The organism is Paenibacillus piscarius (assembly GCF_022234545.1).
Taxonomy (GTDB): Bacteria; Bacillota; Bacilli; order Paenibacillales; family Paenibacillaceae; genus Paenibacillus_AQ; species Paenibacillus_AQ piscarius.
On sequence record NZ_JAIEUI010000043.1, the window covers coordinates 1 to 12,704 of the forward strand.

13 protein-coding genes are annotated in these 12,704 nt (G+C 56.2%); 7 read left to right on the plus strand and 6 right to left on the minus strand.

Features of this window, described 5'->3' with window-relative positions; translation table 11 throughout:
• Positions 1 to 131: 131 nt before the first annotated feature.
• Together K1558_RS32450 and K1558_RS32455 are read right to left on the minus strand one after the other, a co-directional pair.
• A complete protein-coding gene (locus K1558_RS32450) occupies positions 132 to 827 on the minus strand; it encodes an L-ribulose-5-phosphate 4-epimerase (protein ID WP_238656234.1) in 696 nt (231 codons plus the stop codon).
• Positions 828 to 830: 3 nt separating this feature from the next.
• Entirely contained in the window at positions 831 to 2,444 is a 1,614-nt protein-coding gene (locus tag K1558_RS32455) for a xylulokinase (protein ID WP_238656236.1), read from the minus strand.
• Between the two features lie 280 nt (positions 2,445 to 2,724).
• Here K1558_RS32455 and K1558_RS32460 point away from each other — a divergent pair, with 280 nt between their 5' ends.
• Positions 2,725 to 3,825 carry a GntR family transcriptional regulator gene (locus K1558_RS32460; RefSeq protein WP_238656238.1) on the plus strand — a complete coding sequence of 367 codons (1,101 nt, stop codon included), beginning with the start codon at positions 2,725 to 2,727 and terminating at the stop codon, positions 3,823 to 3,825.
• An 82-nt stretch (positions 3,826 to 3,907) separates the two neighbouring features.
• Here the strand turns inward: K1558_RS32460 and K1558_RS32465 are convergent, their stop codons facing one another.
• From K1558_RS32465 to K1558_RS32475, 3 genes are all read right to left on the minus strand, one after another.
• Positions 3,908 to 4,663 (minus strand): hypothetical protein, encoded by a 756-nt coding sequence (locus tag K1558_RS32465; RefSeq protein ID WP_238656240.1) that lies wholly within the window; start codon positions 4,661 to 4,663, stop codon positions 3,908 to 3,910.
• 116 nt (positions 4,664 to 4,779) lie between these two features.
• Positions 4,780 to 6,153 (minus strand): sensor histidine kinase, encoded by a 1,374-nt coding sequence (locus tag K1558_RS32470; RefSeq protein WP_238656241.1) that lies wholly within the window; start codon positions 6,151 to 6,153, stop codon positions 4,780 to 4,782.
• A gap of 23 nt (positions 6,154 to 6,176) precedes the next feature.
• Positions 6,177 to 6,875: a response regulator transcription factor gene (locus K1558_RS32475; protein WP_238656243.1), complete on the minus strand. Its 699-nt coding sequence runs from the start codon at positions 6,873 to 6,875 to the stop codon at positions 6,177 to 6,179.
• Between the two features lie 163 nt (positions 6,876 to 7,038).
• On the opposite strand from K1558_RS32475, the gene K1558_RS32480 reads away from it, so the two are divergent.
• The 6 genes from K1558_RS32480 to K1558_RS33135 all read left to right on the plus strand — a co-directional run bounded on the left by K1558_RS32480 (position 7,039) and on the right by K1558_RS33135 (position 11,708).
• The gene (locus K1558_RS32480; protein ID WP_238656245.1) at positions 7,039 to 7,296 is read left to right on the plus strand and encodes a GlsB/YeaQ/YmgE family stress response membrane protein; all 258 of its coding nucleotides are present in this window, start codon (positions 7,039 to 7,041) and stop codon (positions 7,294 to 7,296) included.
• Between the two features lie 134 nt (positions 7,297 to 7,430).
• A complete protein-coding gene (locus tag K1558_RS32485) occupies positions 7,431 to 8,147 on the plus strand; it encodes a lantibiotic protection ABC transporter ATP-binding protein (RefSeq protein ID WP_238656247.1) in 717 nt (238 codons plus the stop codon).
• Complete coding sequence (locus tag K1558_RS32490; protein WP_238656249.1) at positions 8,140 to 8,868, plus strand: lantibiotic immunity ABC transporter MutE/EpiE family permease subunit; 729 nt, start codon at positions 8,140 to 8,142, stop codon at positions 8,866 to 8,868. Before K1558_RS32485 ends, K1558_RS32490 begins: the two co-directional genes overlap by 8 nt.
• 1 nt (position 8,869) lies before the next feature.
• The gene (locus tag K1558_RS32495) at positions 8,870 to 9,628 is read left to right on the plus strand and encodes a lantibiotic immunity ABC transporter MutG family permease subunit (protein ID WP_238656251.1); all 759 of its coding nucleotides are present in this window, start codon (positions 8,870 to 8,872) and stop codon (positions 9,626 to 9,628) included.
• A gap of 32 nt (positions 9,629 to 9,660) precedes the next feature.
• Complete coding sequence (locus K1558_RS32500; protein ID WP_238656253.1) at positions 9,661 to 10,323, plus strand: response regulator transcription factor; 663 nt, start codon at positions 9,661 to 9,663, stop codon at positions 10,321 to 10,323.
• Positions 10,320 to 11,708, plus strand: coding sequence for a sensor histidine kinase (locus K1558_RS33135; RefSeq protein WP_238656255.1), 1,389 nt, complete (start codon positions 10,320 to 10,322; stop codon positions 11,706 to 11,708). The genes K1558_RS32500 and K1558_RS33135 overlap by 4 nt, the downstream gene beginning before the upstream one ends.
• 375 nt (positions 11,709 to 12,083) lie before the next feature.
• On the opposite strand, the gene K1558_RS32510 is transcribed toward K1558_RS33135, so the two are convergent.
• Positions 12,084 to 12,524 carry a DUF6097 family protein gene (locus K1558_RS32510; protein WP_238656256.1) on the minus strand — a complete coding sequence of 147 codons (441 nt, stop codon included), beginning with the start codon at positions 12,522 to 12,524 and terminating at the stop codon, positions 12,084 to 12,086.
• Positions 12,525 to 12,704 lie beyond the last annotated feature (180 nt).

Sequence of the window (12,704 nt, forward strand, 5' to 3'; positions counted from 1 at the left end):
GCGCGCTTTGCTGGGCACGCTGCTTCCGAAGTGAGCTTTCCTGCGGAAAGCTTTCAGGCGGACGCTACCGCTCCTATAGTTCCAAATTTCCCCTCCGCTTCTTTTCGCTCTTCCATTTACTTGCAAGTCACTTACTTCTGCCCGTAATACGCGTCCTTGCCGTGCTTGCGCAGATAGTGTTTGTCCAGAATCCGCTGCGGCAGCTCCTCGGCGAAGGTGTTGAGCTGGCGGGCGAAGAGGTTCATCTTCGACACTTCCTCCAGCACGACACTGTTCATGACGGCAGCATGGGCATCCTTGCCCCAGGTGAACGGCGCGTGGCCCTTCAGCAGCACGCCGGGAATCGCCATCACATCCAGCCCACGCTGTTCAAAAGTCTCAATGATCACATGCCCGGTCTCTGCTTCATAACCGCGGTCAATCTCTTCCTGGGTCAGGAACCGGGTGCACGGTACAGAACCATAGAAGGTGTCTGCATGGGTCGTGCCCATGACCGGAACGTCCAATCCGGCCTGCGCCCAGATGGTCGCCCAGGTGGAATGCGTATGCACGATGCCGCCGATCTCGGCATAATGCTTGTAGAGTACAGCATGGGTGGCTGTATCCGACGAAGGCCGCATTTCCCCTTCAACCACATTGCCGTCAAAATCTACAACGACCATATCGCTCGGCTTCATCTTGTCGTAGCTGACCCCGCTCGGCTTGATGACGAACAGGCTGCTGGCCCGGTCCACCGCACTCACATTGCCCCAGGTGTATTTGACCAGCCCGTGCTTAGGCAGCTCCAGATTCGCTTCGAATACCTCTTCCTTCAGTTGCTCCAGCATTGCTTAATTCCTCCCGTTCTCTACCAGATGATCTACAGCAGCCTGCTCAATCGCCAGCCCAGCCGTGTAGCGTTCCATGAACAGCTCGAAGCCCTTCACATCCGCCTCAACCGGATGAATCGTCTCGCCCTCAATATCCTTGAACACCTTCTGGTCGAGGAAGTCGTCCAGACGCTCCTGCGCCTCCCGGTTCTTCATATATGAGGCCAGAATCGCCATACCCCACGCGCCGCCTTCTCCGGCTGTGGCCATGACGGACACTGGAACATTCATTGCCGCAGCCACGATCCGCTGCCCCACTACAGGCGTCTTGAACAGGCCGCCGTGCGCCAGAATGCTGTCGATCGATACCTGCTCCTTGCGGGTCAGAATATCCATCCCGATCTTCAGCGCGCCAAAAGCGGAGAACAGATGCGTCCGCATGAAGTTGCCCAGCGTAAAGCGGCTCTCCGGCGAACGGACGAACAGCGGCCGCCCCTTCTCCAGCCCGGTGATGTTCTCACCCGAGAAATAGCCGTAGCTGAGCAGCCCGCCGCCATCGGCGTCCGCCTCCAGCACCTTACCGAACAGCACGCTGAATACCTGCGCCGGATCAGCCTTGAAGTCCATTGCCTCGGAGAATTCACGGAACAGTCCGACCCAGGCGTTGATATCGCTGGAGCAGTTATTGGCATGAACCATCCCCACCGGACTGCCGTCCGGGGTAGTGACCATATCAATCTCCGGATAGACTGCGCTAAGCTCCTTCTCCAGCACGATCATCGCAAATACGGAGGTGCCTACCGAGATATTACCGGTGCGCTTGCGCACACTGTTCGTGGCAACCATTCCGGTTCCGGCATCGCCTTCCGGCGGACAGAGCGGAATACCAGCCTGGAGGTCCCCGGCTTCATCCAGCAGCTTCGCACCGGCCTCGGTCAATACACCAGCCTGCTCGCCTGCAGGATAGACCTTCGGAAGGAGATCGCTCAGCTTCCAAGGATAGTTCTTGGCGGCAATCAGCTCGTCGAACTGGCGGACCATCGCCGGATGGTAATCCTGCGAAGCTTCATCTATAGGGAAGACCCCGGAGGCATCGCCGATTCCGATCGCCTTGCTGCCGGTCAGCAGCCAGTGAATATATCCGCCCAGCGTCGTTACGAACGTTGCCTGCGGAACATGCTCCTCCCCGTTCAGAATCGCCTGATACAGGTGGGCAATGGTCCAGCGCTCGGGAATATTGAACTGAAACAGCTCTGTTAATTCCTTGGCCGCAGCACCGGTTGTAGCATTACGCCAGGTCCGGAACGGAACCAGCAGCTCGCCCGCGCTGTCGAACGCCATATATCCGTGCATCATGGCCGAGAATCCGATCGAACCGATCGAAGCAACGGTCACCCCGTATTTCTCCAGGACCTCCTGCTTCATCTCACGGTAAGCCGCCTGCAGCCCCTTCATAATATCCGTCAAAGGATACGTCCAGTATCCGCCCTCCAGCAGGTTCTCCCACTCATAGCTTCCCGCTGCAATGGTCCCGAATTGCCGGTCAATCAGGACCGCCTTGATGCGTGTGGACCCAAATTCGATACCCAGTGAAGTCTCTCCCTGAAGTATCGCTTGCTTGATATTCTGATCCATGCGTGACTCCTCTCTGAACCAAACTGTGTTACTTATGATGAATCGAAAGAATGCGCTTCCTTTACGAACAGCCTTAGTATATTTTTTGTTCGTACATTTGTCAATAATAGATATAAGATATACCTACAAATTTACCGGAAAATCACCTTCATTTTACGCAATTCAGTATATATGGTAGACATACAGGGATATAAAGCTTATATTCAAGCTATAATATGTACGTACAACTACAATAATTTATCCACTCCAAATAAGAACAACTATGAAAGAAGTGACCCGTGTGCGAACCAAGTACCAGATCATATTCGATGAGCTCAAAAGCAACATCCTGTCCGGCACCTACAGTGTGGGCGAACAAATTCCGACCGAATCGGCGCTGCAGGAGATGTACGGCGTCAGCCGCCAGACTGTGCGGAAGGCGATTCTGGAGCTGTCCAACGAGGGCTTCCTGCGCAGCGAAAAAGGCTCGGGCACCTATGTCACCCACCAGTTCCGGTCCAAATCGGGGAACAGCGCAGGCAAACGGACCATCGGTGTAATAACTACCTACCTCTCCGATTATATTTTCCCGTCCATTATCCGGGGGATTGAAGGCAGGCTCAACGAGGACAACTATTCGCTGCTGCTCGCCAGCACCAATAACGATGTCGCCCAGGAGAAAAAAGCGCTGGAGATGATGCTGTCCTACGGGGTAGACGGGCTGATCATCGAGCCGACCAAGAGCAACCTGTACAATCCAAACATCGCCTACTACCTGTCGTTCAAGGAGCAGGACGTCCCGTTCATCATGATCAATGCTTATTATGAGGAGCTGGAGGTGCCGTTCTTCTGTCTGGATGACGTACAGTCGAGTTATCTGGCGACCCGGGAGCTGATCGCGAAGGGCCACACCCAGATCGGGATTATTGCCAAAATGGACGATCTCCAGGGCAAATACCGCATGAAGGGCTACATCAAGGCGCTCGGCGAGGCCAAGCTGCGCTTCCACCCGGAGCAGGTCCTCTCCTTTGATACCGAATCCAAGCAGGATCTGTCGGCCAATCTGGAGCAATTCCTGACAGAGAACAGAGAGGTGCTGACCGCTATCGTCTGCTATAACGATGAGGTGGGGCTGGAGGTGGTCAAGGTGTGCCGCGAGCTGGGGATCTCGATTCCGGGGGAGCTGTCGATTATCGGGCAGGACAATTCCTATATTGCCAAGAATGCGGGGATCAAGCTGACGACGCTGACCCACCCGCAGGAGAGAATGGGCCGCGACGCCGCTGAATGGGTCATTAAGAAGCTTCAGGGTAAAAAAGACCTGAAAAACAGCACCTACTATCTGCCTGAGCTGGTAGAAGGGGAGACGGTGCGGGTGCTGGAGCCGGCTCCTGTGGAATAAAATAGCCCTGACCGCTCCATGACCGTTACAGGCCGTGAAGCGGCAGGGCTGTTCAGTTATCCTGCTGAATCAGGGGACTGATTTAGTCCAGCAGAGTAGAGATGCTTATGCTTTCAATCTTTTCGCCCTTCACATGGAACAGCATGTAATCCACATAGTTGCTTGGGGCGAACCGGTAGTCATCCTCTTTCTCAGAGCCCCCGTCTCCGGTCAGCTTGCCTTCGGGATAGGCTTTTTTGAGTGTATCCAGGCTGTCTCCGACCTTGATATTACGGACCGTAGTGTACTTCGGATCGGTAATCTTCATGTTGAAAATGTAGAACTGCTTGCCGTCACCCGTATCAATCGTCTTAATCTCAAGGCCCGGGAAGGTATACGTGTTCTCTGTTCTGCCGATCAGGGTATCCATATTCTTACCGTCATCCAAGGAATACGTGTGCGATTTCTTCGCCGTTGCCTTGCCCAGCATACTCTCCAACTTAGCATCATCTACAATGTCCGAGAGGGCAATGGTATGGTCCTTATAGACAAAAGCCAGCTCCTTCAGAACCACATTTCCTTCCTTCTCGATGGTTCCCTCCTTGATCGCCTCCGAGCTGCCCGCTGAAGCCGCAGGGGTGGCCGAAGCCTGTGCCGCTGTAGCAGCTGCTTCAGTCGCTGCAGGCTCCTCAGTAGGAGTAGCCGAAGCCTCCGGTGCCGCCGTGGCTGCCGCCTCAGCTGTAGATTCTGCCGAAGGGGTGGCCGCCGGAGCGGCTGAATCAGACTGGCACCCGGCCAGAAGTGTCATTAATAATACTGCGGGCAGCAGCAGCGCTGCCGGTTTTTTAAATGTTCCCATAAGTTATCCCTCCATGGATGTACGCGATGAACGCGTTGTTTGTTTGGTATGAGGTTAGTATACGAAAAGCATTTATTAGTGTAATAACAGAGTTGTATCATTCTTGTAACGTCATGTCACAGGAGCGGCAGACGGATGGTAACGGTCGTTCCCGTGCCGAGCTGGCTCTCTATATCCAGCTGTCCGCCGAATTTCTCAGCGATTTCCTTGCAGATGGACAGCCCCAGCCCCGTTCCCCCTGCCCCGCCGGCATTGCTTGCCCGGTAGAACCGCTCCTGCACACGGGTAAGCTCCTCCGCGCTGATTCCGATGCCCTGATCGCTGATCTGCACGACGGCTTCCTGCTGCCGGACCGCAGTGGTAATGCTTATAGTGGTATGGGGGCCGGAGTATTTAATCGCGTTGTCCAGCACATTAGCGATGGCATGGGACATCAGCACCTGATTGACATTAACGAAGGCCGGCGGCCCTTGCCGGACCGTAAGCGTAATTCCCTTGCTGTCCGCCTTACCCCTCATTCCGGCGGCTACCTCCGCAGCCAGCTGCGTCAAGTCCATTTTCTCGGCATCGATGCCGTCCTGCCCTGCCTTGTCGAAGCGCGACAGCATGAGCAGCTCATTGACCAGCCGGGTTAGGCGGTCCGATTCATTCACCAGATGAAAATAAATCCGCTGCAGCTCCTCATCCTCGTCTTCACCTTCGTACAGGTATTGGGAGAAGCCTTTGATGGCGGCGAGCGGCGTCTTCAGCTCATGGGATACGTTCGAAACGAACTGCTTCTGGTGCTCGATATATCCGCTGAGCTGAACCCCCATCCGGTTCAGGCCGGAAGCCAGCATCCCCAGCTCATCCTTCCGGTTCAGCTGAACCTCGCGGAACTGCTGCTTGGAGAAGCTCTCCGTAGCGCCCAGCAGATATTTGATCGGCTTCGTTGTATTGCGGGCGATGAAGATACTGGAGAGCGCAATCAGGATAATGAACCCTCCCGCACCCGCGAACAGGATATAGCGGATCTGATCCATTATCGTATAGAAATAGGAGATATCCTCCACGAACTCGTACACATAGCTGTTCTGATAATACTTGTCTTGGATCGGAACCGCGAAGTACAGCAGGTAATCCTCAGAGACCGTGTACGCATAATTGCCCTTAAGGGCGTTCTGGATATTCCCGGGAAAAATAACGGGAGTCTTGTTATTAATCACAATCCCGTCCACGGCGAGTCCCAGCAGCTTCTGGCTGCTGTCGTAGATGCGCACCTCCTTGACGGAGGCTTTTAACGTCTCCAGCGCACTTCTCGCTACCTCCTCCATCTCTCCCGCCTCCACCTCCCGTTCGTGCCTGGAGAGCACCTCCCGGAAGGACATCTCGCCCAGATCGGCCTTCTCCATCATCTGCTTCTCGATCGTGACGAAGCTGAAATAGTCAATCGCCTTATTAATAGAGATAATGATCACGGCAAAGGACAGCACCGAGAACAGCAGATACATTAACACCAGCCGGGTAGCGTATTTCAGGACGGGCCACCTCCAAGCTGATACCCGAAGCCGTACACGGTCCGGATGTATTTCGGATTCTCCGCGTCATCCTCCAGCTTCTTTCGCAGGCGCATAATCGTCATATCCACGCTGCGGCTGTCCCCCATAAAGTCATAACCCCAGACGATCTCCAGCAGCTCTTCTCTGGTGTAAATTTTGTCCGGGCGCTTCAGCAGCGTCTCCAGAATCCTGAATTCCTTGGCTGTCAGAGCTACCGGAACGCCGCCTTTCTGCACCACCCGGGTCTCCAGATCGAATGTCAGCTCCTCATGTGTAATCCGGGTCTCTTCCTCATCCGGCTTCGGGTCATTACTCTGCGCTCTTCGAAGCACCACCTTGATCCGCGCCAGCAGCTCCCGGTTATCGAACGGCTTGGTCATATAATCCTCGGCGCCCAGCTCCAGCCCCAGCACCTTATCGATAATCTCATTTTTGGCCGACAGCATGATGATAGGGACTGCTTGGCGCTTAGTGATCTCCCGGCACAGGTCGTAGCCCGAGCAATCCGGCAGCATCAGATCCAGCAGCACCAGATCCGGCTGAAAGGACTCCAGCGCCAGCAGTCCCGCACTCCCGTTCTCCGCTGTCTTCACCTCATAATTCTCTCTGCGCAGCACCAGCTCAATCAGGTCCCGCAGGGCCGCCTCATCATCAATCACAAGAATTCTGCTCATCCGCTCCCTCCTCCTATACCTAATATTAACACTCCGGAAGGCAGCTAATCTCCCTGCCGGAAGGTCCTGTTAGAGCTTGGCAAAAATAAACCTTCACCAGATGGTTCACCTTATCCGTTTTTCAACATACCTTGAATAAACCAACTAGAAAGGGGACAAATCAATGTATCTGCTCTGGGTGCTCATTGTCGGCGGACTCATCGGCTGGCTGAGCGGCAATCTGATTGGCCGTGACGTTCCGGGAGGTGTGCTGGGCAATGTAATCGCAGGCTTCATCGGCTCCTGGCTGGGCACGGAACTGCTGGGTCCAAGGGGTCCCGTAGTGGGTGGCTTCCATATCATCCCGGCAGTTATCGGGGCGATTATCGCTTTGCTGATTTTCTTTGCCCTGGCCCGCAGCGGCGCCTTCCGGCGGCGTTAAGCTCTTCTTTGCGGCTGTTGCAAAGTCTACACAGAGCCCCTCCTGTTCACCCAGGCAGGGGCTCTGCCATGTCATCCTTACAGAATCCTTAGAATCTCCTTGTAGAGTGAAGGGGAAGAAAGGATGAGATGACCATGCAAGAATCTATTCTGGAAATACAGAACCTGTGTAAAAGCTTCAAGCGCCACACCGCCGTAAACGACGTATCAGTAACGGTTGCACGCAATTCCGTCTACGGGCTGCTCGGCCCGAACGGGGCAGGCAAATCGACTTTGCTCAAAATGATTACGGGAATGCTTCGCCCCGATTCCGGAACGATCCGCTTCCAGGGGCACGAATGGACCCGGCAGGACTTAACCCGCATCGGGGTGTTAATTGAAGCACCGCCGCTGTATGAGAATCTGACCGCCCGGGAGAATCTGAAGGTGCGCACACTGGCGCTCGGACTGCCGCAGTCGCGCATCGATGAGGTGCTGAGAATTGTAGATCTGACCGCAACCGGGAAGAAGCGGGCCGGGCAATTCTCCATGGGGATGAAGCAGCGGCTCGGCATCGCAATTGCCCTGTTGAACCAGCCGGAGCTGCTGATTCTGGACGAGCCCACGAACGGGCTGGACCCGATCGGGATTCAGGAGCTGCGGGAGCTGATCCGCTCCTTCCCGGCGCAGGGAATCACCGTCATCCTGTCGAGCCACCTGCTCTCCGAGGTGGAGCAGACAGCAGACCATATCGGCATCATCGCGGGCGGCGTGCTCGGCTACCAGGGTCCTATCACCCCGGATCAGGATCTGGAGGCACTGTTCATGCAGGTCGCCGCAGCCCACCGGAGGGACGGTGCGGTTCATGCTTAATATAATCCGGGCCGAACGCCTGAAATGGCGGCGGACCTTCATTCCCAAGCTGACTTGGCTTGCCCCTGCGGTTGCAATTCTGCTGTGTGCGGTGCTCATGGGCGGCAGCCTGTTCCAGAACGGCTCCTACAACTGGTGGTACACGATTTTCCTGCCCGGTGCGCTGAGCCTGGCCTGTTCGCTGGCGCTGCTCAAGGATGCCAAGCTGAAATACCGCAGCCTGCTGGCCCTGCCCTTTACCCCAGGAACGCTCTGGGCCAGTAAAATCATCGCCTGTATGGGCTGGCTGCTCACTACTCTAGCCGTGTTCCTGATTGGCGTGACCGCCGGGGGCCTACTGTTCGGCCAGACCATTCCACTGGGGAGCAGCCTGGCGGGCAGCATACTGATTTTTCTCACCTGCCTGTGGCAGATTCCGCTGTGCCTGTTCCTGGCTGCCCGCCTCGGGTTATTCGCAGCGATCCTGCTGAACCTGTTCGGCACCGTACTGGGGGTAGTCGAATTCGACAGGGGCGGCTTGTGGGATTACATTCCTTATACCATAACCTTCAGGCTCATGTGCCCGGTGCTGTCTATCCTGCCGAACGGCCTGCCCGTCCCGGCGGACAGCCCGCTGCGCAGCACGGATATGATTCTTCCGGGTACCCTGGTCTCCCTTGGATGGTTCGCCCTTTTGTTCCTGCTGACCACCTTATGGTTCCGTAAACAGGAGGCGAAGTAGCATGAGTACATTGCCGGGTCTGCTCAGAGCCGATCTGCTCAAAATGCGGCGTACCCCGTTTCTCCTGACCCATCTGCTGACTCCGCTAATTGGGGCTGCTCTGTTCATAGCCTATTACTCCATCTCCTCTGCCAGCGAAGGGGTTAAAGTGATGGCATTCATGCAGGCGGTCGCCTGTGCGTTTCCTACCCTCATCGGGCTGGTCTGTGCGATGGCGGCGGAGCAGGAGGCCGCGGCCGGAGGGTTCCAGGGAATGCTGGCCCTGCCTGCGGCAAGAAGCACCACCTATGCAAGCAAGCTGCTGCTCCTGCTGGGCTTCAGTCTGGGGGCTGTTCTGCTAATCTTTGTCCTGTTCAGCCTGGGCTTTGCCGGAATGCTGGCGCAGGACCGGCACGGCATACTCTTTTATCTGACCGGGGCCGTAATCCTGTTCGCCAGCAATATTCTGCTCTATCTGATTCACTTCGCGCTCAGCCTGCGGTTTGGCCGGGGCGTCTCCATCGGCATAGGGATTACGGGAAGCCTGCTAGCTGCCCTGATGCTTACCGGTCTTGGCGATATCCTGTGGCCGTATATCCCCTTCGCCTGGGGCGGCCGTTTCCTGTCCCTGCTGGAGCTTCATCATTCAGAAGGCCGGCTGCCTTTTGCCGAAACGGGACTGGGTACTGGCATATCTATTTGTATAGGAGGAACAATAGCCGCAAGCCTGCTCAGTATGTTATGGTTCTACAAGTGGGAGGGCCGCTCGGCGGATAACTAGCCTCCAAATCTATAAGTGAGGGAATCCATGATATGGCCAAAATACTTGTGGTAGACGACGAACCCGCCATCCTCTCCCTGATTCATAACGCACTGAGCACAGACCAGCATCTGGTCACCACCATCTCCAATCCGGCGGAGGTGCACAGCACCGACCTGGGGGCGTATGATCTGATTCTGCTGGATGTGATGATGCCGGGAGTGGATGGCTTCACGCTCTGCCGGGAGATCCGCAGCGCGGTAGATTGCCCGATCCTGTTCCTGACAGCCAAGACACAGGAGACGGACCTGATGTACGGACTCGGGCTGGGGGCGGATGACTATATTACGAAGCCCTTCGGTATCGGGGCGCTGCGGGCGCGGATTCAGGCCCATCTCCGGCGGGAAGGGCGGGAGCGGCGCAATATGCTGTACCTGGACCCCGTGCGGATGAACCTCTCCGGCAAGGAGCTGTATGTACGCGAGAACAAGGTCCTGCTGACCAAAAGCGAATATGAAATCTGCGAATTCCTGGCCCGCCACCGCGGCCAGGTCTTCTCCAAGGACCATATCTATGAAGGGGTCTTCGGGATGGACGGGGACAGTGACAGCAGTGCGATAACAGAGCATATCAAGAATATCCGCGCCAAGCTGGCCCGGCACGGGCTGGAGGCCATAGAAACCATCTGGGGGATCGGATACAAGTGGAAGCTGTGAGACAACGTAAAGCCGTGCGCCTGCGCACTTTTTTCTTAAAATACCTGCTGCTGCTTAGTCTGGGTACCATTCTGCTGCTGGGAGGGCTGCTTGGCGTATTCACAATGGCGTTCGCCCGGGGGGCGCTGCTGCCTGCCAACTATCAGGAGAAGGCCATCGCCCAGTTCAAGCAGCAGTTGGCTGCTGGCGGAACAGATACGGCTCCCCGGGTCCCGGACCGGCTGGAGTACACCGTATTCACCTTGGACGGGAAGCCGCTGGCCGGTAATCTGACGGCTAAAGAGGCGGAAGAGGCCTGGAGAATTATCCGGGAGGGGAACAACAGAAGCGCCTACTACTATACCACCGCTGAGCATGGGCAGGAGCTATGGATTTTCCGCTATGTCCTGACGCCACAGTATGCTTCGCCCTTGCTGCGCAGCGCGCTGCCGAATCCCCAGCTCCTGGGCCCCCTGCTCTTCGTGCTCGGGTTCCTGGTGATGGCCGCCCTGCTCGCGGCCCGGTTCGGCCGGAAGCTATCGGAGCGGATGGCCGGGCTGCAGGAAGCAACCGAGAACATCCGGCGTGAGAATCTGGAGTTCGCCGTCCAGCCCAGCGGCATCGTGGAGATCGATGAGGTGCTGGGCTCGCTGGACCGGATGAAGGAGGCACTGCAGACTTCACTGGAGAAGCAGTGGGAGCTGGAGCGCTCCCGCAGAGAGCAGATCTCGGCGCTGGCCCACGACATCAAGACGCCGCTGACCATTATCCGCGGCAATGCCGAGCTGCTGCAGGAGATTGTAGAGACGGATCCGCAACGTGAATACAGCGGCTATATCCGCCGCAGCGCCGAAGACATTGAAGCCTTCGTGCAGGAGGTCATTGACCTGTCCAGCCAGCAGGCCGGCTCCTCCCGCCAGAAGGCGCTGGTCCCGGCGGCGGAGATCATAGCCGAGCTGGAGCTGCAGATGAAGGCCCTCACGGCAGGCAGGGACTTGAAGGCCTCTATCCGGCAGGAGAAGCTGCCGGAATTCCTGTTCATTCACAAGGAGCTGCTGCTGCGTGGCATGATGAACGTGATCACCAACGCCGCCGAGCATACCCCGCCCGGGGGCAGCATCGCCCTGCTTATCCAGGGCGGGCCGGAGGCGGTTCAGTTCACGGTGACCGATACCGGCAGCGGCTTCTCGGCGGCCGACCTCCGGGAGGCCACCAGCCAGTTCTACCGGGGCGATCCCAGCCGCAGCTCCGGGGAACATCACGGAATGGGACTCTATATTGCGCGCTCTGTGGCTGAGCAGCATGGGGGAAGGCTGAGCCTCAGCAATGACCCTGGCTCCGGCGGCGCGAGGGTCACGATGCGCATTGCCGCACCCGAGATGCAGCGCAGTCCGGGGATGGACTAAATCATCCTAACGGATAAATAAGATTACCTTCGAGTGAACACAATGTATGCTGTTTTCGCCATACATTTGGTCCATATGCCTGCTTGCGAGCGCAATGTATGCTGTTTTTCACATCCATTCAGTTCATATGCCTGCTTGCGAGCATTATGTATGCTGTTTTTCATATACATTCAGATCGTGTGCCTGCTTGCGAACACAATGTATGCTGTTTTTCACATCCATTCGCATTAGTCCTTATGCCGCTGTAAACATCCACTTCTATAGGTTCTAAGTCTATCTTCCGCCACATTCAGCTTCAAAGTCACTCTACACACACCTTTTCCACAGCGCCAGGAAACTATAGTTTCCTATACAAGGACTAAACGCCGCCTGGCGTCAGGCGGCGTTTAGTCCCAGCTTTCTTTTCAGCTCCGGGTAGATCCGGCCGTACAGCTTCCGCCGCAGTGCCGAATGGTACACGGCCAGCACCAGCGTCACCACGATCAGCGCGGCAGGTACGATATACAGCACCGGATGATCCATGAAGTAGCCGAACACATCATATCCCCGGTTAATGTACCTGCCGTAGATCACGGCAACTGCAATGACCAGGAACACCGGCAGGGCGAACAGGCCGGACAGGAGATTGACCTTCTTCATCCTTTTGTAGGTGGATTGGAACGCTTTTTCACCCTGGGCTTCTTCGAGCAGCATAACCTGCTTATCGAAGGAGTCGCTTTTGCGTACCGGCATCTTGGATTGTGTAATGTAGTTGTGCAGCACATCCAGCTCGTGGCTGAATTCCATGGTTCTAAGTATCTCTCTTCCTGCGTTCATTGATAAGTTCCTCCTGTAGTTTATCAGTATGGGATCGCCGTGACTCCAGAGAAGTTTTGGGCTTCCGGCCGCTGTTGTCCCCAGATTTCTTGATTTAAACCGCTGTTCGCGGATGAAATCCGGTGACTAGCTGACTAGAGTAAAGGACTGGTGTATAGCCAGCCCCTCCTCATCAAACCG

What these genes read in the sequence shown, in the direction of transcription:
- K1558_RS32450 (WP_238656234.1), bottom strand. Translation starts at nt 827, where the DNA reads ATGCTGGAGCAACTGAAGGAAGAGGTATTCGAAGCGAATCTGGAGCTG.
- K1558_RS32455 (WP_238656236.1), bottom strand. Translation starts at nt 2,444, where the DNA reads ATGGATCAGAATATCAAGCAAGCGATACTTCAGGGAGAGACTTCACTG.
- K1558_RS32465 (WP_238656240.1), bottom strand. Translation starts at nt 4,663, where the DNA reads ATGGGAACATTTAAAAAACCGGCAGCGCTGCTGCTGCCCGCAGTATTA.
- K1558_RS32470 (WP_238656241.1), bottom strand. Translation starts at nt 6,153, where the DNA reads ATGTATCTGCTGTTCTCGGTGCTGTCCTTTGCCGTGATCATTATCTCT.
- K1558_RS32475 (WP_238656243.1), bottom strand. Translation starts at nt 6,875, where the DNA reads ATGAGCAGAATTCTTGTGATTGATGATGAGGCGGCCCTGCGGGACCTG.
- K1558_RS32480 (WP_238656245.1), top strand. Translation starts at nt 7,039, where the DNA reads ATGTATCTGCTCTGGGTGCTCATTGTCGGCGGACTCATCGGCTGGCTG.
- K1558_RS32485 (WP_238656247.1), top strand. Translation starts at nt 7,431, where the DNA reads ATGCAAGAATCTATTCTGGAAATACAGAACCTGTGTAAAAGCTTCAAG.
- K1558_RS32490 (WP_238656249.1), top strand. Translation starts at nt 8,140, where the DNA reads ATGCTTAATATAATCCGGGCCGAACGCCTGAAATGGCGGCGGACCTTC.
- K1558_RS32495 (WP_238656251.1), top strand. Translation starts at nt 8,870, where the DNA reads ATGAGTACATTGCCGGGTCTGCTCAGAGCCGATCTGCTCAAAATGCGG.
- K1558_RS32500 (WP_238656253.1), top strand. Translation starts at nt 9,661, where the DNA reads ATGGCCAAAATACTTGTGGTAGACGACGAACCCGCCATCCTCTCCCTG.
- K1558_RS32510 (WP_238656256.1), bottom strand. Translation starts at nt 12,524, where the DNA reads ATGAACGCAGGAAGAGAGATACTTAGAACCATGGAATTCAGCCACGAG.